The 19,514-nt window shown below is 71.6% G+C and carries 21 protein-coding genes; 11 read left to right on the top strand and 10 right to left on the bottom strand.

Annotated features, from left to right (window positions below; all coding sequences use genetic code 11):
* Positions 1 to 120: 120 nt before the first annotated feature.
* Complete coding sequence (locus JYK18_RS34130) at positions 121 to 2,064, bottom strand: sigma-70 family RNA polymerase sigma factor (RefSeq protein WP_206807517.1); 1,944 nt, start codon at positions 2,062 to 2,064, stop codon at positions 121 to 123.
* A gap of 7 nt (positions 2,065 to 2,071) precedes the next feature.
* A complete protein-coding gene (locus tag JYK18_RS34125) occupies positions 2,072 to 2,392 on the bottom strand; it encodes a YciI family protein (protein ID WP_206807516.1) in 321 nt (106 codons plus the stop codon).
* Positions 2,393 to 2,527: 135 nt separating this feature from the next.
* On the opposite strand from JYK18_RS34125, the gene JYK18_RS34120 reads away from it, so the two are divergent.
* Genes JYK18_RS34120 through JYK18_RS34105 form a run of 4 tightly spaced genes read left to right on the top strand, consistent with a single transcriptional unit; the run spans position 2,528 to position 6,001 of the window.
* A complete protein-coding gene (locus JYK18_RS34120; RefSeq protein ID WP_206807515.1) occupies positions 2,528 to 3,196 on the top strand; it encodes a DUF998 domain-containing protein in 669 nt (222 codons plus the stop codon).
* Entirely contained in the window at positions 3,145 to 4,056 is a 912-nt protein-coding gene (locus JYK18_RS34115) for a hypothetical protein (protein ID WP_206807514.1), read from the top strand. The genes JYK18_RS34120 and JYK18_RS34115 overlap by 52 nt, the downstream gene beginning before the upstream one ends.
* A 1-nt stretch (position 4,057) precedes the next feature.
* Entirely contained in the window at positions 4,058 to 4,747 is a 690-nt protein-coding gene (locus tag JYK18_RS34110) for a hypothetical protein (RefSeq protein WP_206807513.1), read from the top strand.
* Positions 4,748 to 4,801: 54 nt separating this feature from the next.
* A complete protein-coding gene (locus JYK18_RS34105) occupies positions 4,802 to 6,001 on the top strand; it encodes an FAD-dependent monooxygenase (protein WP_206807512.1) in 1,200 nt (399 codons plus the stop codon).
* Between the two features lie 118 nt (positions 6,002 to 6,119).
* Here JYK18_RS34105 and JYK18_RS34100 read toward each other — a convergent pair whose 3' ends face one another.
* The gene (locus JYK18_RS34100) at positions 6,120 to 6,734 is read right to left on the bottom strand and encodes a TetR/AcrR family transcriptional regulator (RefSeq protein ID WP_206807511.1); all 615 of its coding nucleotides are present in this window, start codon (positions 6,732 to 6,734) and stop codon (positions 6,120 to 6,122) included.
* A gap of 74 nt (positions 6,735 to 6,808) precedes the next feature.
* On the opposite strand from JYK18_RS34100, the gene JYK18_RS34095 reads away from it, so the two are divergent.
* Positions 6,809 to 8,143 (top strand): MFS transporter, encoded by a 1,335-nt coding sequence (locus JYK18_RS34095; RefSeq protein WP_206807510.1) that lies wholly within the window; start codon positions 6,809 to 6,811, stop codon positions 8,141 to 8,143.
* Here the strand turns inward: JYK18_RS34095 and JYK18_RS34090 are convergent.
* The 3 genes from JYK18_RS34090 to JYK18_RS34080 all read right to left on the bottom strand — a co-directional run bounded on the left by JYK18_RS34090 (position 8,114) and on the right by JYK18_RS34080 (position 10,638).
* Entirely contained in the window at positions 8,114 to 8,830 is a 717-nt protein-coding gene (locus tag JYK18_RS34090; RefSeq protein ID WP_206807509.1) for an alpha/beta fold hydrolase, read from the bottom strand. The genes JYK18_RS34095 and JYK18_RS34090 overlap by 30 nt on opposite strands.
* Before the next feature lie 66 nt (positions 8,831 to 8,896).
* Positions 8,897 to 10,285, bottom strand: coding sequence for an RNA polymerase sigma factor (locus tag JYK18_RS34085; RefSeq protein WP_206807508.1), 1,389 nt, complete (start codon positions 10,283 to 10,285; stop codon positions 8,897 to 8,899).
* The gene (locus tag JYK18_RS34080; protein ID WP_374195080.1) at positions 10,282 to 10,638 is read right to left on the bottom strand and encodes a YciI family protein; all 357 of its coding nucleotides are present in this window, start codon (positions 10,636 to 10,638) and stop codon (positions 10,282 to 10,284) included. The genes JYK18_RS34085 and JYK18_RS34080 overlap by 4 nt, the downstream gene beginning before the upstream one ends.
* A gap of 105 nt (positions 10,639 to 10,743) precedes the next feature.
* On the opposite strand from JYK18_RS34080, the gene JYK18_RS34075 reads away from it, so the two are divergent.
* Positions 10,744 to 11,559, top strand: a complete 816-nt coding sequence (locus JYK18_RS34075; protein ID WP_206807506.1) for an alpha/beta fold hydrolase — start codon at positions 10,744 to 10,746, stop codon at positions 11,557 to 11,559.
* Between the two features lie 219 nt (positions 11,560 to 11,778).
* Here the strand turns inward: JYK18_RS34075 and JYK18_RS34070 are convergent, their stop codons facing one another.
* Positions 11,779 to 12,780 (bottom strand): YafY family protein, encoded by a 1,002-nt coding sequence (locus JYK18_RS34070; protein ID WP_206807505.1) that lies wholly within the window; start codon positions 12,778 to 12,780, stop codon positions 11,779 to 11,781.
* A gap of 87 nt (positions 12,781 to 12,867) precedes the next feature.
* Between JYK18_RS34070 and JYK18_RS34065 the strand changes: the two genes are divergently transcribed.
* The 4 genes from JYK18_RS34065 to JYK18_RS34050 are packed head-to-tail and all read left to right on the top strand — an operon-like array spanning position 12,868 to position 15,256.
* Complete coding sequence (locus tag JYK18_RS34065) at positions 12,868 to 13,269, top strand: VOC family protein (RefSeq protein ID WP_206807504.1); 402 nt, start codon at positions 12,868 to 12,870, stop codon at positions 13,267 to 13,269.
* Positions 13,266 to 13,823: a YdeI family protein gene (locus JYK18_RS48120; protein ID WP_206807503.1), complete on the top strand. Its 558-nt coding sequence runs from the start codon at positions 13,266 to 13,268 to the stop codon at positions 13,821 to 13,823. Before JYK18_RS34065 ends, JYK18_RS48120 begins: the two co-directional genes overlap by 4 nt.
* Before the next feature lie 12 nt (positions 13,824 to 13,835).
* Positions 13,836 to 14,591: a putative protein N(5)-glutamine methyltransferase gene (locus JYK18_RS34055; RefSeq protein WP_307796182.1), complete on the top strand. Its 756-nt coding sequence runs from the start codon at positions 13,836 to 13,838 to the stop codon at positions 14,589 to 14,591.
* Positions 14,592 to 14,602: 11 nt separating this feature from the next.
* Entirely contained in the window at positions 14,603 to 15,256 is a 654-nt protein-coding gene (locus JYK18_RS34050; RefSeq protein WP_206807502.1) for a class I SAM-dependent methyltransferase, read from the top strand.
* Here JYK18_RS34050 and JYK18_RS34045 read toward each other — a convergent pair.
* Both JYK18_RS34045 and JYK18_RS34040 read right to left on the bottom strand, forming a co-directional pair.
* Entirely contained in the window at positions 15,217 to 16,002 is a 786-nt protein-coding gene (locus JYK18_RS34045; protein WP_242582378.1) for a class I SAM-dependent methyltransferase, read from the bottom strand. The two genes, JYK18_RS34050 and JYK18_RS34045, sit on opposite strands and share 40 nt — an antisense overlap.
* 74 nt (positions 16,003 to 16,076) lie before the next feature.
* Positions 16,077 to 17,240, bottom strand: coding sequence for an epoxide hydrolase family protein (locus tag JYK18_RS34040; protein ID WP_206807501.1), 1,164 nt, complete (start codon positions 17,238 to 17,240; stop codon positions 16,077 to 16,079).
* An 82-nt stretch (positions 17,241 to 17,322) separates the two neighbouring features.
* On the opposite strand from JYK18_RS34040, the gene JYK18_RS34035 reads away from it, so the two are divergent.
* Positions 17,323 to 17,883, top strand: a complete 561-nt coding sequence (locus JYK18_RS34035) for an ABATE domain-containing protein (RefSeq protein WP_206807500.1) — start codon at positions 17,323 to 17,325, stop codon at positions 17,881 to 17,883.
* Between the two features lie 637 nt (positions 17,884 to 18,520).
* Here the strand turns inward: JYK18_RS34035 and JYK18_RS34030 are convergent.
* Positions 18,521 to 19,474: a DUF6528 family protein gene (locus tag JYK18_RS34030; protein ID WP_206807499.1), complete on the bottom strand. Its 954-nt coding sequence runs from the start codon at positions 19,472 to 19,474 to the stop codon at positions 18,521 to 18,523.
* Between the last annotated feature and the right edge of the window lie 40 nt (positions 19,475 to 19,514).

Raw genomic sequence — 19,514 nt, 5'->3', positions numbered from 1 at the left:
CCTCCGGACAGGTGAAGCGGTTCCTAGACAGCTCCACTTCACAACCGGAGGCCTTCACCTGTCAGCACGACAGGCCCACAACATCACCTCAAACCGGAACAACGTCCCTGGACATCACACCTAGTTCCGCGGTTTGAGCTGACGCAGGGTGTACCCGCGGCCGTCCGGGTCCAGCGGACGGGTCGCCTGCTTGAACAGGTACTCGGCACGTTCGTAGGACAGCCTGCGGCGGCCGGTCTCCGGGCAGAGATCGGCCGCCGCGGGGGTGCGGGCCGGGGCGGGGCGTCGGTCGGCGAGGAACAGCGGGCCGCGGGTGCGGCCGGCGAGCAACTCGGGGAGCAGCCGCGCGGTGCCCGAGCGCCAGGACACCCAGGTGCCGCCGATCTCGGCACGGCGATCTTCGAGGTCGAGGTGCTCGATGTCGAGCGAGAGCACGGTCCGCACGCCAGCGGCGGATTCGTGCAGCAGCCGCCAGAGCGTGCGCTCCCGCAGCGGGAGGTCTTGCGACCACAGCGCGTCGAGCCGGGCCGGGGCGATCGACGGGATGCGCGTGCTGGTTTCGGCGCGGCGATCCAGGCCGGCGCCGAGGTCGTCCATCCCGGCCCAGGCGGCGAACGAGCGCAACGCCGAGCGGTGCCGGTTCCAGGTCGTGGCCGCCGCGTCGCCCCAGGCGGTGGTGAACACGCGGGTGACCTGGTCGGCGGTCAGCGACGCCAGCGGCAACTGGCCGCCGAGGGTGGCGCGCAGGCGTCGCAGGGTCTGGCCGTAGGAGCGCACGGTCGCGGCGTCGAGGGTGTCGCGGGCGAGGAAGTCGGCGGCCGCGTCGGCGAGGGTGCGCACGGGGTGGCCGCCGGTGGGCAGCCCGTCGGCGCGGCGGTGCAGGAACGCGCGTTCGGCGGCGTTGCGGGTCAGCGCGGCGGCACGCTGGAACTCCACCCTGGCTTCGTCGTTGCGCCCGAGCTCGGCCAGCAGGTCGGCGCGGACCCCGGGCAGCAGGTGGTAGTCCTGCAGCGCGGGGTCGGACAGCAGCGCGTCGGCCATCGCGAGCCCGGCGGCCGGGCCGTGCGCCCTGCCGTAGGCGACCGCGCGGTTGAGCTGCACGATCGGCGTCGGCAGGAGCCGGACGAGCGCGTCGTAGAGGGTGGCGATCTGCGTCCAGTCGGTGTCCTCGGCGGTGCGGGCCTGCGCGTGGCACACCGCGATCGCGCCCTGCAGCAGGTACGGGCCGGGTTTGCCGCCGGCTTCGCGGGCCTTGAGCATCGCGGTGAACCCGCGGCGGATGAGCAGCCGGTCCCAGCGGCCGCGGTTCTGCTGGTGCAGCTGGATGGGTTCGCCGGACGGGCCGGTGCGCGCGGCCGAGCGGGACTGCTGGATCTCCATCAGCGCGACCAGGCCGTGCACCTCGGCCTCGCCGGGGGCGAGCCGGGCCAGCAACCGGCCCAGCCGCAGCGCCTCCAGGGTCAGGCCGGGGCGCATCAGGTCGTCGCCGGAGGTGGCCGAGTAGCCCTCGTTGAAGATCAGGTAGATCACTTCGAGCACGGACGACAGGCGCCCGGCGAGTTCGGCGCGCTCGGGCAGTTCGAACGGCACGCGCTCCTCGGCCAGCGTGCGCTTTGCGGTGGCCACGCGCTGGGCGATCTTCGGTTCGCTGAGCAGGAACGCTCTGGCGATCTCGGCGGTGGTCAGGCCGCCGAGCAGCCGCAGGGTCAGCGCCACCCTGGCCGGTGCGGGCAGCACCGGGTGGCATGACAGGAACATCAGGCGGAGCACGTCATCCTGCTCGGGCTCCGCCTCGGCGGCCTCGGGTTCGTCGGTGTCGCCGAGTTCTTCGAGCCGCCGGGAGCGCCGCAGGTGGTCGATCGCCCGCCGCTTGGCCACGGCCATCAGCCAGGCGCCCGGATTGTCCGGGACGCCCGACTCCGGCCACTGCTCCAACGCGGCCACGAGCGCGTCCTGCGCCATTTCCTCGGCGAGGCCGACGTCGTGGACCAGCCGGGTCAGCCCGGCGACGATCCGGGCCGACTCCAGCTTCCAGACCGCGTCGATCGAGCGGTGGGCGTCCATCCGGGGCCTAGCCGTAGACCCGCTGGATCACGCTGCGGCTGTTGCCGACCATCTTGACGAAGCGGCGGCCGATCTCCACGGCCTCCTCCTCGCTGCGGACCTCGACCAGCGCGAAGCCGCCGACCTCCTCCTTGGCCTCGGCGTAGGGGCCGTCGGTCACGGTGACCTCGCCGCCGCTCTCGCTGACCTCGATCCCGGCCAGCGCCATGCCGCCGGCGGCCAGCAGCACCCCGGAGGCGGTCAGTTCCTCGATCCAGGCACCCATCTCGGCCTCGAGGTTCGGGTTGGTGGTCTCGCCGGTCGGGGTGGACGTCATCAGGAAGCGCATCGCCATCTCCTCGGTTCGGGGTTGCCTTCGCTGACGCGTCGAACAACGGATGTGACAGGGAATGTACTCGTTCCCTGTCACATCGCCGCTGCGACGCGTCAGCGAAACCGACCACTTCCCCGAAAGGCCCCGGCGATGACCACCACCGCTTCCCGTCCCGCGTTCTCCACCCGGTCCCTGCTCACCTGCGCGGTCGTCGCCGCGCCGCTGTGGGCCTCGGTCTCCCTGGTCCAGGCCGCCACCCGCGAGGGATTCGACCTGACGCGGCTGCCGCTGAGCATGCTCAGCGTGGGCTCGCTCGGCTGGGTGCAGGTCCTGAACTTCCTGGTCGGCGGCCTGCTCACGGTGCTCGGCGCGATCGGCCTGGGGCGCGTGCTGCCCGGCCGGTGGGCGGCGCGGCTGGTCGCGGTCAGCGGCGTGGGGATGATCGGCGCCGGGGTGTTCACCATGGACCCGGCCGACCCGTTCGGCGGGGCGAGCCTGGGGCACATGGCCGCGGGCACGCTCGGCTTCGCCACCCTGGTCGCGGCCTGCTACGTGCTGGGCAGGCACTTCACCGGCCGGAAGGCGGTCGCCTCCTACGTCGCGGGCACCGCGCTGCTGCTCGGCGACCTGTGGGCGATGAGCGGGGGCGCCGCGGGCTCGCTGACGCTGGCGATCGGCTGGATCACCGCGCTGCTGTGGATCTCCTTCGTCGCCGCCCGGTACCGCTGTTTGACTCTCACACCGTGTCAGGTCGTAGACCGTCCGGCATGGACTACTACGGCAACGTTCCCTACTGCTACGCCGACTCCGTGGCGATGATGCTCTCGGTGCACGGCGACCGGGTGCGCCCGGGCCTGATCGAGGCGCTCTCCGGCGTCGGGCTCGGCGCGACCCGGGTGCCCGAGGACGGGCGCGTCTTCTTCAGCGCGATCACCCCGCCCCAGGGCATCGACGCCGCGCTCGGGCTGCTCGGCTGCGAGTTCACCGGCACGCACGGCCCCGGCGACGGCCCGGTCGACGAGATCCTGCGCAAGGAGCTCGCGACCGGGCCGGTGCTGCTCGGCCCGCTGGACATGGGCCACCTGACCTACCTGCCCTTCCACCACGAGGTCCCCGGCGCCGATCACTACGTGGTCGCCTACGACCTCGACGACGAGGGCGTCCACCTGCACGACCCGGCCGGCTTCCCGTGCGCGCGGCTCGGGTTCGCCGACCTGGAAGCCGCCTGGCGCGGGGACCGGATCGAGTACGAGCACAGCGTCTACCAGCGCTGGCGCGAGATCGGCCGGTCCCGCCAGGTCGACTACGCCCAGGCCCGCGCGTTCTTCAGCGAGATCTACCGGGACAACCCCGGCGGCGGTGACACCATCCGCCTGCTGGCCGCGGACCTGCGCAAGCCGGTCGCGCCGGCGCTGGGCGGGTTCCTCACCGCGTTCGCGCTGCCGCTCGGGGCGCGGCGGGCGCTGGACTTCGCGGCGCTGTTCGACCAGGGCGGCGACGACGAACTGGTGGTGGCGAAGAACGAGCAGGCGCACCTGTTCGCCCGCGCCAGGGCGGCCGGCCTGCGAGGTGAGTGGGCTGAGGCGGCTGAGGTCGTCGAGGAGCTCGCGACCTGCGAAGACACCATCGAAGGCCTCCTGCTCATTGATAAACCGAGTACGCGGTCTATTATTCGGTGACATGACGCGCACCTCCTCCTCGACCGTGGTCGCGCTCGCGCGTGGCTGGCGGGTGCTGGGCTGGCTGCTCTGCCCGCTGCTGGGCGCGGCGCTGCTCTGGGGCCTGAAGCTCGCCGCGGGCTGGGTCGCCACGCTGACCTGGTTCCCGTTCCAGGGACCGTTCGAGCTGGTGGCGTCGATCCCGGAGCCCGCCGCCACGCTCGGCGCGCTGGGCATCGGCGCGGTGGGCGGCCTGGTGCTGGCCTTCCTGGGTGAGCTGGACCTGCTCAGCCTGGAACTCGACGCGACCGGTGTGGTGCTCACCCGTGGCGGGGAGAGCCAGCGGTTCGAGCGCGCCGCGGTGGGGGCGGTGTTCTTCGACGGCGGCAAGCTCGTGCTCGTGGGCACGGCCGGGGACGAGCTGGCCCGCGAGTCCTCCGACCTGCCCAAGCAGCGGGTCCGCGCGGCGTTCGAGCAGCACGGCTTTCCCTGGCACGCCGACGGTGACCCGTACCGCGAGGACTACCGGCTCTGGGTGGAGGGCACGCCGGAGCTCTCGGACCGGGCCAACGCGCTGCTGCGGGCACGCAAGGAGGCGCTGACCAAGGACCAGGGCGACGAGGTCAAGGAGCTGCGTCGGGAACTGGTCAAGGCCGGGGTGTTCGTCCGCGAGGAGAAGAAGCGCCAGTACTGGCGGACGAGCCCCGGCTGACGACCGTCAGCGCGCGGTGCGCGGTTGGTCAGCGCCACCGCCGAGCCTGGGGTCATGACCAAGAACATCCTGATCTCCGGCGCCAGTGTCGCCGGCCCCGCGCTGGCGCACTGGCTGCACCGCTACGGCTTCTCCACGACCGTCGTCGAGCGCGCGCCGGGGTTGCGCGGCGGCGGTTTCGCCGTGGACTTCCGCGGTGACGTGCATCTGCGCGTGCTGCGGGAGATGGGCATCCTCGACGAAGTCCGGCGGCGGCAGACGAACATGGGCGACCAGGTGGTCGTCGACGCGGCGGGCAGGCAGCTGGCGACGCTGCCGTCGTCGTTCATGAGCGGTGACGTGGAGATCGAGCGCGACGAGCTGAGCCGCCTGCTCTACGAGCGCACTCGCGACCACACCGAATACGTGTTCGGCGATTCGATCGCGTCGATGACCGAGAGCGCCGACGGGGTGCGGGTGTGCTTCGACCGCGGGGAGCCGCGCACCTTCGACCTGGTGCTCGGCGCGGACGGGCTGCACTCGAACGTGCGGGCGCTGGCGTTCGGGCCGGAGTCGCGGTTCGTGCGGTTCCTGGGGTACTACGTCGCGGCGTTCGAGATGCCCAACTTCCTCGGCCTGGACCACAGCGGGCTGATGTACAACGAGCCGGGCCTCGGCGCGAACATCGGCAGCGCGGGTGGCAAGACCGACGGCGGGTTCGTCTTCCCGTCGGAATGGCTGGAGTACGACCGGCGCGACCTGGACGCGCAGAAGCGGCTGGTCGCCGAGCGCTGCGCGGGTGCGGGCTGGGAGGTGCCGCGGCTGGTGGAGGCGATGTGGGCGGCGCCGGAGCTGTACTTCGACTCGATCAGCCAGGTGCGCATGCCCGGGTTCCAGCGCGGGCGGGTCGCACTGGTCGGTGACGCGGGCTACGGCGCGACGCTGGGCGGGCTGGGCACGGGGACCGCGCTGGTCGGGGCGTACGTGCTGGCCGGTGAACTCGCCGTCGCGCACGGGGACCACCGGGTCGCCTTCGCGCGGTACGAGGAGCGGATGCGCGACTACGCGGCGGGCTGCCAGAAGCTGGCCGAGGGCGCCGGCCCGTTCCTCGCCCCGGCGACGCGCTTGCGGATCTGGCACCGGAACCAGATGTACCGGGCGCTGTCGTGGCGGCGGCTGGCCAAGCTGTTCGACGGCATGACCACCAAGGCGGCTCGCGCCATCACGCTCCCGGACTACGCCGCGCACTCGGTGGCACCCCGCGAATCCGCCTGAACGCGACGCTGAAGGCGAACGCGTCCAGGGCAGCGGCGACTACGTCAGCGACGGCGTGCGCGGCGCGCTGGGCCGTGAGCCGCGCTCGTTCGACGACTTCGTCGCCGGGGCGTTCGGCTCACAGCCCGTCCAGGCCTGAGCGCAGCAGACCGAACGCCTGGTCCGCTTCGGCGGCGGCCGCGGGGTGACGGGCCGCGGCCGTCTCGCCGGCGGTGATGTGCCGGTGGTTCTCCAGCGCGAGCAGGCGCTGCACGGTGACGATCTGCCCGGCGGCCAGGCGGGGCGCGAGGTCGTCGCGGCCGGTCGCCTCGCGCAGCGCGGTGGTCAGCGCGTCGACGGAGTGGTCGGTGAACCGCGACATGCCCGCCAGCAGCGCCGGGGTGTCGTAGATGAGCCGGTTGAGGGCGAGCACCTCGGGTTCGTCGCACAGCCCGGTGATCGGGTCCCGGCGGTCGAGCCCGGTGCGGAAGTGCTCGTGCAGCGCGGCCAACGGCGGCCGCCCGGTCGCGGCGCGCACCACCGCGGCGGCTTCCTCGCGGTGGTCGGCGAGCCGGTCGATGACCAGGTCCTCCTTGGCGGGGAAGTACTTGAACAGGGTCGGCTTGGACACCTCGGCGGCCGCGGCCACCTCGGCCACCGAGACCCGGTCGAAGCCGGCGTCGAGGAACAACGCGATCGCCGCGTCCGAGATGGCCTGGCGCGTGCGCTGCTTCTTCCGCTCCCGAAGGCTCATGGGCGCATGCTAGCCCAAGCTTGTCCGAGTTTAAAACTTGACTCGGTTAACTTTTATCTGCCAAGGTCGCCGCCATGACCACCACCTCCGCCCGCACCACCCGCTGGCCCGGGTTCGCCCTGCTCTGCGCCGCCCAGCTGATGGTGCTGCTCGACACCACGATCGTGAACATCGCGCTGCCCCCGGCCCAGCACGACCTGGGCCTGTCCGACGCCGACCGGCACTGGATCGTCACCGCCTACATGCTCGCCTTCGGCGCCCTGCTGCTGCCCGCCGGCCGGATCTCCGACGCCATCGGCCGCCGCCGTGCCCTGCTGATCGGCGTGCTCGGCTTCGGGCTCGCCTCCGCCGCCGGGGGAGCGGCGCTCAACGGCGGCATGCTCATCGGTGCCCGCGCCGCCCAGGGCGTCTTCGCCGCGCTGCTTGCCCCGACCGCGATGGCCCTGCTCACCGCGTTGTTCACCGACCCAGCCGAACGCGGACGGGCGCTGGGCCGGTTCAGCGCGGTCGTCGGCGCCGGGGGAGCCGCGGGCCTGCTGGCCGGCGGCCTGCTCACCGCCGCACTCGACTGGCGCTGGTGCCTCTACGTCAACGTGCCCATCGCCGCGCTGACCGCCGTGCTCACCCCGGTCCTGCTGCCCGAGACCCCCCGCCACCCGCTGCGTCTGGACCTGCCCAGCACGCTGCTCGGCAGCACCGGCGCCGCCGCACTGGTCTTCGCGACCACCGGCAGGCCGCTCTGGCTGATCCCGGCCGTGCTCCTGCTCGGCGCGTTCGCCCTGCGCCAGGTCCGCACCGGCAACCCGCTGCTGCCACCACGGCTGCTCACCCGCCGCCGCCTCGGCGCGCTGGCCGCCGTCGCCACCACCATGGCCGCCATGTTCGGCACCATGCTCGTGCTCACCTACCAGCTGCAGGAGGTCTTCGGCTTCGACCCGCTGCGCACCGGGCTGGCCATCCTCCCCGGCACCGCCGCCACCATGCTGATCGCCTCGCAGGTCTCCGGCAGGTTGATGGCCCGGCTCAGCCCGCGGCTGCTGATCGTGCCCGGCATGGTGCTCACCGCCGGTGGGCTCGCCCTGCTCACCCAGCTCACTCCGGACAGCACCTACCTCGGCGGCGTCCTGCCCGCGCAGCTCGTCTTCGGCGTCGGCACCGGGCTGGTCATGTCACCCAGCATCAGCGCCGCGCTCACCGGCGCCGAACCCCGCGAGACCGGCCTGGTCTCCGCGTTGATCAGCACCGCCCAGCAACTCGGCGGCTCGATCGGCATCGCCGTGCTGAACGGGGTCGCCGCCGGAGGTGCCACGCTCGCCGCCCAGGTCCACGGCCACACCGTCGCCGCCGCGGTCGCCGCGGGCCTGATGCTGGCCGGTGCGTTACTGAGCGGTCTGCTGCTCGGCCGCTAGGTAGCCGTCGAGGCGGGCAGCCAGTTCCTTCGGCCGGGACAACGCCATGCAGTGGCTGCCCCCGATCACGTCCGGCTCCAGGCCCAGCCGGTCCCGCGCCACCCGCCGCATGAACTCCAGAGGGAAGAACCGGTCGTCCCGGCCCGCCAGCACCTTCGTCGGGACGACCGGCCACGCCGCCAGCGGCCACGGCTTGCCCAGCGAATCGCTTTCCTGCGGGCGTCCCTTCGCCAGTGCTTCCTCGGCCAGTGCGGTTGGCACGTCGTGCAGGAACGCCCCGATCGGGTCCGCCTCCATGTCCACTTCGGCCTGGTGCCCGGTGTTCGCCCACCAGTCCGATGCCGGCTCGCCCGGGCGCGGGATCATGCCCGCCAGCAGCACCAGCATCCGCGACGGCAGGCGGTCGCAGACCAGGGGAGCGACCAGGCCGCCGAACGAATGCCCGACCACCACGAGGTCCTCGGGCGCCCCGACCGCAGCCGCCTCCTGACGCGCCCCGGTCTGCTTCTGGTGCGCGCCGACCGCGGTCACCACGGCGTCGGCGTACTCGGCCAGTCCGTTCGCGCCGTCCTCGATCGGCAGGTCCGGGGCCACCACGTCATGACCGAGCGCACGCAACTCCGCCTCCAGCAGGTGAAACTCCCAGCCGCTGGAACCCCCACCGTGGATCAGCACGAACGTCGCCATCTTGTCCTCCTCGTCGCGGTCTACGAACCCCCGACGAACCACCCCGCGCCGGACCGACACCCCCGCTCAGGAAACTTCCGCGAGCCGCTTCTCCAGGTACCGCCGCTCGGCGTCGGTCGAAGCCAACTCCAGCGCCTCCCGGTAGGCCACCGCCGCCTCCGCCGCCCGCCCCAGGCGTCGCAGCAGATCGGCCCTCGCCGCGGGCAGCAGGTGGTATCCCGCCAGCTCACCACCCTCGGCCAGCTCGTCGAGCAACAGCAGTCCCGCCGCCGGGCCCTCGGCCATGCCCACCGCGACCGCCCGGTTCAACCGCACCACCGGCGAGGGCACCACCCGCTCCAGCCGCTCGTACAACGCCGCGATCTGCGGCCAGTCCGTGTCCTCGGCCCGCGCCGCCGTCGCGTGGCACGCCACGATCGCCGCCTGCAGCTGGTACGGCCCCGGCCGTCGCCGCCGCAACGCCGACTCCAGCAGCCCGGTGCCCTCCTCGATCTCCGCGAGGTCCCAGCGTGACCGGTCTTGGTCCTCCAGCAACACCAGATCACCCGCCGCGTCCAGCCGCGCCTCCCGCCGCGCGTCGTGCAGCAGCATCAACGCCAGCAGGCCGACCGCCTCCGGCTCGTCCGGCATCAACCCGGCCAGCAACCGCGCCAGCCGGATCCCCTCCGCGCAGAGGTTCCGCCGCACCAGATCCGCCCCCGCCGACGCCGAGTAGCCCTCGTTGAACAGCAGGTACAACACCCCGAGCACGGCGTTCGTGCGCTCCGGCAGCACATGCGCCGGCGGTACCCGGTACAGGATCCCGGCGTGGCGGATCTTGCGCTTCGCCCGCACCAGCCGCTGCGACATCGTCGCCTCCGGGACCAGGAACGCCCGCCCGATCTCCGCCGTGCTCAAGCCCGCCAGCGTGCGCAACGTCAGCGCCACCCGCGCCTCGAACGGCAACGCCGGGTGGCAGCAGGTGAAGATCAACCGCAGCCGGTCGTCGGCGACCCCGCTCTCGTCGGGCTCGGCGTCCTCCGGGGGCGGGATCGCCGCCAGCTCCCGGAGCTTCGCCGCGCCCACGGCCTCCCGGCGCAGCACGTCGGTGGCCCGGTTCCGCGCGGTCGTGGTGAGCCAGGCGCCGGGCTTGCGCGGAATCCCGTCCCGCGGCCAGCGGCGCAACGCCGTCGAGAACGCCTCCTGCGCGCACTCCTCGGCGAGGTCCCAGTCACCGGTGACCCGGATGAGCGTGGCCACCACCTGCCCCCACTCATCCCGAAACGCCGCCGCGACGGCCGCGCGGACCTCAGCCTCACCGACGCGCCCGTGGGTGGCCTCGCCGCCAGACTCGTGATTGGCTTCTCCGGTGTAGTCGCCCCCGCTTCGCTCGCGGCTGGTCCTCCCGGTGGGGTCGCCGTTGCGCCCGCTGCGGCTGACATCCCCGGCATCGTCGCCGGGTTGTGCGGCGGTCAACCCGGGACGTCCGCCGGATCGAGCACCGGGCGGACCTCGATCATGCCGAACCGCGCCACCGGGTGCTTAGCCGCCACCTCGACCGCCTCGTCCAGGTTCGCGCACTCGATCAGGTTGTACCCGCCGACCTGTTCCTTCGTCTCCGCGAACGGCCCGTCCGACAACAGCACCTGCCCGTCGCGCACTCGCAGCGTGGTCGCGTCCTCGGCCGGGTGCAGCAGCTCACCGTCGAGCAGCACCCCCCGGCGCGTCATCTCGTCGACCCACGCCCGCACGTCCTCACTCCCGCACACCTCCGCGGAACTCTCCTCCGACCCGGTGCCCTCACCACCGATCAACAGCAGGTACTTCACGGCGCGCTCCCTTCCGGTCGTGCACATCATTGCGCAGGATGTGTCTGTCCGGGCGCAGCCCGCCCGTCGGGGAGTCGAGAGTCCACAGCGAAAGGCGCGAAAACCATGTCCGAAACCCTGCGAGTGCCCGGCGCCACCCTGCACTACGACGTGCGCGGCACCGGCCCGGCCGTGCTCTGCATCCCCGGCGGCCCCGCCGACGGCAACTCCTTCACCCGCCTCGCCGCCGAACTGGCCCCGCACCACACCGTGATCAGCTACGACCCGCGCGGCCTGTCCCGCAGCGCGATCGACGGAGCGCCGGGGGAGGACCTCATCGGCCTCCTCGCCGACGACGCCCACCGCCTGATCAACGCCGTCACCGACCAACCCGCGCACGTCTTCGCCAGCAGCGGCGGCAGCATGGCCGGGATGGAACTGCTCCTGCGTCACCCCGATCAGATCCGGGGCCTGATCATGCACGAGCCGCCGATGACCTCGCTGCTGCCCGACCAGGAGGACGAAGCCCGCCGCACCGCCGCGATGGACGAGGCCTACCGCACCGGCGGCGCGTTCGCCGCGATCGCGGTGTTCCTCGAGGGCACCGGCCTCGGCGGCCCGGCCGAGCCACCGCAGGAACCCACCCCGGAGATGCGCGAGCAGATGGCCGCGATGAAGCCGAACCTCGACTTCTTCTTCCAGTACCTGATGCACGCCACCGGCGACTACCGCCCCGACTACGACCGGCTGCGCTCGTTGACCGGGCGGATCACCGTCGCCGTCGGCGAGGACTCCGGCGACCAACTCGCCTGCCGCGCCGCGGTCGCACTGGCGGAACACCTGGGCCTCACCCCGGTCACCTTCCCCGGCGACCACGGCGGCTTCGACGAACACCCGGCGGCTGCCGCCGAACTGGTCAGGAAGCTCCTCAGCCAGAGCTGAACCCCGCGGTCTCGCCCCCCGTGCGGTTCTGCTGGCTGCGCGAGGGGCGGCCCGGCGAGGTCTCTGCTTCCCGGCCAGGCCAAGCGGATCCGCCCCGGCGAGGCGGTCCCGTTTCCAAGGCCGAGCGGATCCGCCCCCAACGCGGCGGTTCCGCTGTCAGACCAAACGGATCCCCCTCGGCGAGGCGATTCCGCTGTCGGGCCGTCCTCGGCGAGGTTGCTACTGCCCGGTTTCGCTGTCCGGCCGAGCGGGGCCGTCCTCGGCGGTCCCGCTCCCAGTCTCGGGAGGACCGTAGCGGCGCGAAAGCTCCGCCCCGACCCGAGCCAGTTCCGCCCGCACCGCCGCCGACTCGACCACCTCCAGCTGCCCACCCCACCCGGCCAGCTGCTGCGCGATCATCACCGGCGCCGGCGCGGCCAGCCGGACCCGCGCCCGCCCGTCGGCCGCCTCGCCCTCCACCCGGCAGTGCCTGCCGAAGTGCGACCGCAGCACCCGCACGAACCGCGCCTCGACGAGCACCACCGCCGAAACCAGCGCCCGCTTCCGCTCCACCTCGTCGACCACCCGCCGCCACGCCTCGGCCAGCTCGAAATCCGCCGGCCGCGCGGCCGCCTCCTCGGTCACCACCGCCTCCACCACCCGGTCCAGCCGGAACGTCCGCTGCCCGGCCTCCGTCCCGGCGATCAGGTACCAGAGGTCGTCCTTGTCCACCAACCCCCACGGCTCCACCAGCCGCTCCGACCGCTCGCGCCCCCGGTAGACCAGCCGCACCTTCCGCCGCCGCACCACCGCCTCCTGCAACACCCCGACCAGCTCCGGCCGCTCCCGATCCGCCTCACCCCACGCCGACGAATCGACCACCACCGCGCTCGCCGCCACCTCCGCCTCCGCCCGGAACGTGTCCGGCAACGCCCGCACCAGCTTCCGCAACGCCGAGCGCACCTCCGCCGACACCGCCGCCCCCGGCCCCGTCAGCAGGAACAACGCCCGCGCCTCCGACGAGGTCAACCCGCTCAAGTCGGTCCGCGCCCCACCCACCAGCGACCAGCCCCCACCCCGCCCCGGCTGCGGGTACACCGGCACCCCCGCCGCCGACAACGCCTCCAGATCACGCCGCGCCGTGGCCACCGACACCTCCAGCTCCCCGGCCAGCTCCGCCGCGGTCACCCGCCCCCGCGACTGCATCAGCAACAGGGTGGCCACGAGGCGATCGGCACGCATGAACCGAGTCTGGCAAACAAAGTGCGCAGAAGGTGAGCACTTTGACCGGAAGACTCCTTCCCAGACACCAACCGGAAGGACACGGAAATGCTCCGCGGACTCACCACCACCACGTTCTTCGCCGACGACCTGGACGCCGCCAAGGCCTGGTACACCGAACTGTTCGGCGTCGAGCCCTACTTCGACCGCACCCCCGGCTACCTCGAATACCGCATCGGCGACTACCAGCACGAATTCGGCATCCTCAACGCCGCCTACGCCCCGCCCGGCGCCCGCCAGGCCCAGCCCGGCGGCGCGATCATCCACTGGCACGTCGACGACATCCAAGCCGCCTTCGACCGCCTGCTCGTCCTCGGCGCCACTGAGTTCGACCCGATCACCGAACGCGGCCCCGGCTACGTCACCGCCGCGGTCACCGACCCCTTCGGCAACGTCCTCGGCATCATGTTCAACCAGCACTACCTCGACATCCTGGGGGAGCGGAAGTGACCACCGTCCACGCCACCACCCCCGAGCAGTGGCGCGCCTGGCTCGCCACCCACAGCGACACCGCCACCGAAGCCCAGCTCGTCCTCCACCGCGGCGACACCGCACTGACCCACGAACAAGCCGTCGAAGAAGCACTCTGCTTCGGCTGGATCGACAGCAAATCCGTCCGGCGCGACGACCACAGCCGCTACCAGCGGTTCAGCCCGCGCAACCCCCGCAGCACCTGGAGCCGCGTCAACCGCGAACGCGCCGAACGCCTCATCGCCCAGGGCAGGATGACCCACCGCGGCCAGGCCCTGATCGACCACGCCCGCCGCACCGGCACCTGGACCCTGCTCACCGACGCCGACAACCGCGTGATCCCCGCCGACCTGGCCGGCCGCTTCGACCGCGACCCCACCGCGTTCGCCCACTACCAGGCCTTCCCACCCTCCTCCCAGCGCCGCATCCTCGCCTGGATCCTCACCGCCAAACGCCCCGAAACCCGACGGCAGCGCGTCAACCGGACCGTCGAACTCGCCGCGGCCAACCTCCGCGCGAACCACCCCGTGTAGCGTCGCCGAATCGTGGACACCGTGATCACCCGACTCCGCCAGGCGGGCTGCGTCTTCGCCGAGGACGAAGCCCGCCTGCTCACCGAAGCCGCCCGCACCCCGGCCGAACTCGACGACCTCGTCCACCGCCGGATCGCCGGCCTGCCACTGGAACACCTGCTCGGCTGGGCCGAGTTCCACGGCCACCGCATCACCGTCGACCCCGGCGTCTTCGTGCCCCGCCGCCGCACCGAATTCCTCGTCGACCAGGCCACCGCCCTCGGCGGACGCGTCGTGCTCGACCTGTGCTGCGGCTCCGGCGCCGTCGGCGTCGCACTGGCCGCCGCGCTGCGGGAGACCGAGCTCTACGCCGCCGACATCGACCCCGCCGCCGTGCGCTGCGCCCGCCGCAACGTCGAACCCGCCGGGGGAGCGGTCTTCGAAGGCGACCTGTTCACCCCGCTGCCCGCACACCTGCGCGGCCGCGTCGACCTCCTCGTGGTCAACGCGCCCTACGTGCCCACCGACGCGATCGCGATGATGCCGCCCGAAGCCCGCGACCACGAACCCCGCGTCGCACTCGACGGCGGCGACGACGGAGTCGACGTCCACCGCCGCGTCACCGCCGCCGCCGCGGACTGGCTCGCCCCCGGCGGCCACCTCCTCATCGAAACCGGCGAAGCACAGGCACCCGTCACCGCCGCCGCCTTCACCGCCGGCGGACTCGACCCCCGCATCGCCCACAACGACGACATCGGCGGCACCGTCGTTGTCGGTGCCCTCCGCTAACCTCCGGCGCCATGACCGAACCGGCCTACCTGACCGACACCCGCCACGGCTACAACGCCATGGCCCTCGACTACGCCGCCCACTTCGACGGCGTGCACGACCACCAGCACCTCGGCCGCGCCATGCTCACCGCGTTCGCCGAACACACCCGCGACGGCGGTCCGGTCCTCGACGTCGGCAGCGGCCCCGGCTGGGTCACCTGGTACCTCGACTCCCTCGGCCTCAAGGTCTCCGGCGTCGACCTGTCCACCTCGATGGTCCAGCTCGCCCGCGAAAGCTATCCCGGCCTGCGCTTCGACGAAGGCTCCATGCTCGCCCTCGACCAGCCCGACGCCTCCCTCGGCGGACTGGTCGCCTGGTACTCGATCATCCACATCGGACCCGAGGACCTGCCCGCCGTGTTCACCGAGTTCCACCGCGTCCTCGCCCCCGGCGGCCACCTGCTGCTCGCCTTCCAGGCAGGCGACTACGTCCGCCACTTCGACGAGGGCTTCGGCCACACCCTCTCGCTCGACTTCCGCCGCCTCCAGCCCGAGCGCGTCACCACCCAGCTGGAAGAAGCCGGGTTCACCGTGAAGGCCCAGCTGGTCCGCGCGCCGGAAGGGGAGGAGACCGACCCGCAGGCCTACCTGCTCGCCTCCACCAACCAGGCCGCCGACGGGTAGCGGACACCGCCCTCGCTCAGGTGCCCGGCCATGTCCGCCCGGAGCACACCGGGCACCCGAGCACCGTCCTCTTCGGACAAATCACGCGCCATCCAGCCGAACTGCGCCTCGATGAACTCCGCCGCGTCCTCGACGTCACGCCCGAAGAACATCGGCTCGGCGACCGCGCTGACCCGGACATCGGTGAACCCCGCCGACTCCAGCAGGCCACGGGTCGCCGCCGGATCGGCCAGCGTTCCCGGAGCCGGGGGAGTAGCGGGCACTTCGGCGTTCGCGGTGAAGATCCGCCGGAACGTGCTCGCCCACTCGTTGCGGTCGCCGGGCTGCCAACTCAGCAACACCATCCGGCCGCCGGGACGCAACGCCCGCGCCAGATTCGCGAACGCGGCCTCGGCGTCACCGAAGAACATCGCCCCGTGACGACTGATCACCCGATCGAAAGACGCCTCCGGAAACGGGTGGATCTGGGCGTCCGCCTGCAGGAACTCGGCATTGGGCACCGCACGGGCCCGATCCCGCGCCAGCTCGATCATGGGGGAGGAGAGGTCCACCCCCAGCGCCCGGCCACCCGCCTTCGCGGCCTCCCGCGTCATCTGCCCCGTCCCGCACCCCACATCGAGCACAGCGGAGGTCGACTCGATCGCCGCGGCGGCGAGAAACCGCTCACGATAGGCCTCGACCCCCGCGTCGAACCGATCAGCCCACTTGACCCAGAAGGCCCCTTGCTCCCCATCCCATGCGGTCAACTGCTCGGCATTCGCCGGATCCACGTTCAGCACACCGCAGTCAAACGCGAAACGACCTTGCCGGGCAACAGGATTCACCGACGCGCGGCCAGCACCGCCGCGAGCCCCTCCCGTAGATCCTCCACAAAGAACCCGGGCACCTCCAGCGACGGGAAATGCCCGCCCCGCTCCGGCGACCGCCAGCGCACGATCTGCCGATACCGCTCCTGCGACCAGGCACGCGGATACTTCTCGATGTCACGGGGATACATGGTGATCGCCGCCGGAACGTCGACGCGGAGCTCGGGATCCAGCGAATTGTGGCTCTCGTAGTAGATCCGGGCCGCCGACGCACCGGAACGCGTCAGCCAGTACAGCGTGACGTCGTCGAGAACGCGGTCCCGGGAAATCGTCTCGAACGGACTGTCCTCGGTGTCCGACCACTCGGCGAACTTGTCCAGGATCCACGCGAGCAGCCCGATCGGGGAATCGACCAGCGAGTAACCGATCGTCTGCGGCCGCGTCGCCTGCTGCTTCGCGTACGCCGCACGATGGCGCCAGAAGTGGTGGGTCTCCTCGGCCCACGCGCGCTCGACCGCCGTCAGCCCCTCCGTGGTCGCCCCGGGCAGACCCTCCGCGAACGTCGTGTGGATGCCGAGCACGTGCTCCGGGAACCGCCCGGCGAGCACCGTGGTGATGTTGCCGCCCCAATCGCCACCGTGCGCGAGGAACTCGCGGTAACCGAGCCTGCCCATCAGCTCCACCCAAGCGGCCGCGATCTTCTCCGTGCCCCAGCCCGTGGTGGCGGGCTTGTCGCTGTAGCCGAAGCCGGGGAGTGAAGGCACCACGACGTGGAACGCCGGCGCGTCCATGTTCTCCGGATCCGCCAGCTCGTCCACCACGTCGACGAACTCGGCGACGCTGCCGGGCCAGCCGTGCGTCAGGAGCAGGGGAGTAGCGTCCGGGCGCGCGGACCGGCGGTGCAGGAAGTGAATGCCCAGACCGTCGATGGTGGTGCGGAACTGGCCGACCTGGTCGAGGCGCTTCTCGAACGCTCGCCAGTCGTAGTCGGTGCGCCAGTAGTCCACCAGCTCGACGAGGTCCGCGAGCGGAACACCCTGATCCCAGCGGCGAGGGTCGGGTGCCGCGCGATGGACCGTCTCGGCCTCCGGTAGCCGTGCCGCGGCCAGTCGCGCCCGCAGATCGTCGAGGTCAACGTCGGTGGCGTGGGCTTCGAACACCTGAACGTCCTGGGGCATGAGGCCTCCTGAGCAGCGTGGAACCGGCTAAGACGGTTCTAACACGGCGTGCGCAACGGTCGCAACCGGCTAAGGTGGTTCCATGCGTGGTGGATTTCCCGACTTTCGCCTCGGTACCGAGCTGGCGACCAGCTTCACGGCGACGCGGACGGAACGCTGTGGTGATGCCGTCGAGCGCATTCCCACGCCGCAGCGGCTCGTCGACTGGCTGGAGGTGAGCGGTCTCGCGGTGGAGTCCTGTACGACCGAGCAACTCGAACTCGCCCGGGAACTGAGGGAGTCGATCCACGCCGCCGCGACGGCTGCCGCGACCCAGGAGGCGCTTCCGGCCGCGGCGGTTCGAGTTATCAACGACCGCAGCGTGCAAGGCCGGGCCGCGGCCGTCCTGACGTCCGAGGGCAAGCGTCGATGGCAGCTCAGCTCGACGTCCTCGGTGGAAGACGCGCTGAGCGTGATCGCCGAGGACGCGATCAGCATCATCGCCGGTGAACGGGACGGGAAGCTGGCCCTGTGCGCTTCACCGACCTGCCGGGCGGCGTTCTTCGACACCAGCCAGAGCCGGACGCGGAAGTGGTGCGACATGAACACGTGCGGGAACCGGCAGAAGAAGGCGCGGTACCAGGCTCGGAGACACCTTACTTAACATAATGTCGCTTATCGGCGTAACGATAACCCGGCGGATGCCACCTGGAGAGGGGTCTTCGGGAAGCTCTGCAGTGGAGGTTGAACGGTGCGCGCGCCACACGCGCGGGCAGCCGCCGCGGCTGAGGACTGCTCTCGCGGACGAGACGGGAACGCGCCTGCCGCTCCAGGGGTGCCGCCAGGCGCGAAGGGCGGGTCCTGGCCCCCGTCGGAGAAGGTCCAGCCACACCACCTCAAAACGTCACGGTGACGAAACGAGGGTGATGGATCGGGTGCCGGGAGGGCGCGATGTCGAGGTTTCCTGGTGCGTCGTCGAGCCAGCCGGACGCCGCGGGTCGCCGGGCTTCGGCGCTCGGCAGCCGACCAGTCAGCCAACCCGGCGGCTGAGTTGGCGGCGGATGCACCCAAGAACGACCGCGGAACGACACGAGGGACGCGCCCGGAGTGGCCCGAGTTGATCAAGAGCGGCACCATCCCCCAAGAGAGGCCCACGCCTGTCCAACGTTCCCACCGAAGCTTCGAGAGCCACCCATCCGCTCAGATCGCCATTTCATGCATAATGGCGATTATGCATGAAATGGTAGCCGGATAACCGGGCAGGCGAACTCGCCACCGAGTTTCGCCTGCCCGGAAAACTGTCAGTAGTACGTCCAGACGACCGGCCGGGCCTTGTAGAAACAGCTTCCCTTCCTGGCCTTCGTCCGGTGCTCTCCCCCGGTCGCGTCGTACAGGTCCACTTTGGGCGCCTGGTAGCTGTGCGGGCACTCCCCTGTCGGAGATTTTGGTTGCCGCGTAAGGAGAATTGTGCCGTCGGGCTGGTTTCCGATCGACTTCACCTTCGCTCCCCCGTGCGGACCGGTCACCCGCTGCGGTCGTTTTCCGGAGTACTTGTCGTACCGGTAGACGTTGTTCGTGTTGGTCAGCCACATTTCGTGCTTCGGCGTTCCGTGGATCAGCGCGAGATCGTGCCCATTTCCGATCCGGCGTATCGTCGGATCGGCCTCGACCAGTCGGTTCTTGCGGATGTCGTACTGCCGCAGTTCGCCGTACCCCAGTGCCCACAAACGGTTGTCGTTGTAGAGGACGCCGTGGGCGCCCGGCAGACTGTAGGTGCGGGTGTACTTGGTGGCCCCGGCCGGAAAGAAGCGGAGGTAGCCGCCGCTTCCGGCGGTGACGATCTGGCCGTCGGGCAGCAGCTCGATCGAGTGGGTGTTGTCGCCGGCGGGCACCTGCGCCTGCCAGATCGGCTTGCGCGAGTCCCAGTCGATCTTCGCGACGTTGCCGCCGCCGGAGGACACCAGCACGACCCGCCGTCCGTCGCGCTCGGTGCGGACCTTGGCGTCGGTGATGCCCCGCCAGCGGGTCCGTTCCGGCACCTCCCACTTCCACACCTCGGCCACCGGGGAGTTCCAGTCGGCGTTCTGCTCCAGGACCGAGACCCGCTGGCCCTTGACCCGTCCGGGGCTGGTGCCCTGGTCGGCCACGATGATCCGGGCCGGTTCGGCGGCCGCCGCGGCGGGCAGGGCCGGGACCACGGTGAGCAGGCCGACGGCCGAGCCGAGCACCACCAGTGCGGTCAACTGTCTTCGCATCGTCTCCTCCTTGAGCGACGGTCGGGCGAGGGATCAGCCT

The sequence above is a fragment of the Amycolatopsis sp. 195334CR genome, assembly GCF_017309385.1.
In the GTDB taxonomy this organism is placed as follows: domain Bacteria; phylum Actinomycetota; class Actinomycetes; order Mycobacteriales; family Pseudonocardiaceae; genus Amycolatopsis.
Note: the sequence above shows the minus strand (reverse complement) of the source record. Positions and strands in the feature narration are given on the sequence as shown.

Bases quoted from the DNA above. Each gene is read 5' to 3' on its own strand.
- JYK18_RS34065 (WP_206807504.1), top strand. From the start codon at position 12,868: ATGCTCCGCGGACTCACCACCACCACGTTCTTCGCCGACGACCTGGAC.
- JYK18_RS34130 (WP_206807517.1), bottom strand. From the start codon at position 2,064: ATGGACGCCCACCGCTCGATCGACGCGGTCTGGAAGCTGGAGTCGGCC.
- JYK18_RS34035 (WP_206807500.1), top strand. From the start codon at position 17,323: ATGCGTGGTGGATTTCCCGACTTTCGCCTCGGTACCGAGCTGGCGACC.
- JYK18_RS34070 (WP_206807505.1), bottom strand. From the start codon at position 12,780: ATGCGTGCCGATCGCCTCGTGGCCACCCTGTTGCTGATGCAGTCGCGG.
- JYK18_RS34095 (WP_206807510.1), top strand. From the start codon at position 6,809: ATGACCACCACCTCCGCCCGCACCACCCGCTGGCCCGGGTTCGCCCTG.
- JYK18_RS34030 (WP_206807499.1), bottom strand. From the start codon at position 19,474: ATGCGAAGACAGTTGACCGCACTGGTGGTGCTCGGCTCGGCCGTCGGC.
- JYK18_RS34110 (WP_206807513.1), top strand. From the start codon at position 4,058: ATGACGCGCACCTCCTCCTCGACCGTGGTCGCGCTCGCGCGTGGCTGG.
- JYK18_RS34075 (WP_206807506.1), top strand. From the start codon at position 10,744: ATGTCCGAAACCCTGCGAGTGCCCGGCGCCACCCTGCACTACGACGTG.
- JYK18_RS34100 (WP_206807511.1), bottom strand. From the start codon at position 6,734: ATGAGCCTTCGGGAGCGGAAGAAGCAGCGCACGCGCCAGGCCATCTCG.
- JYK18_RS34050 (WP_206807502.1), top strand. From the start codon at position 14,603: ATGACCGAACCGGCCTACCTGACCGACACCCGCCACGGCTACAACGCC.
- JYK18_RS34120 (WP_206807515.1), top strand. From the start codon at position 2,528: ATGACCACCACCGCTTCCCGTCCCGCGTTCTCCACCCGGTCCCTGCTC.
- JYK18_RS34125 (WP_206807516.1), bottom strand. From the start codon at position 2,392: ATGCGCTTCCTGATGACGTCCACCCCGACCGGCGAGACCACCAACCCG.
- JYK18_RS34105 (WP_206807512.1), top strand. From the start codon at position 4,802: ATGACCAAGAACATCCTGATCTCCGGCGCCAGTGTCGCCGGCCCCGCG.
- JYK18_RS34115 (WP_206807514.1), top strand. From the start codon at position 3,145: ATGGACTACTACGGCAACGTTCCCTACTGCTACGCCGACTCCGTGGCG.
- JYK18_RS34040 (WP_206807501.1), bottom strand. From the start codon at position 17,240: ATGCCCCAGGACGTTCAGGTGTTCGAAGCCCACGCCACCGACGTTGAC.
- JYK18_RS34090 (WP_206807509.1), bottom strand. From the start codon at position 8,830: ATGGCGACGTTCGTGCTGATCCACGGTGGGGGTTCCAGCGGCTGGGAG.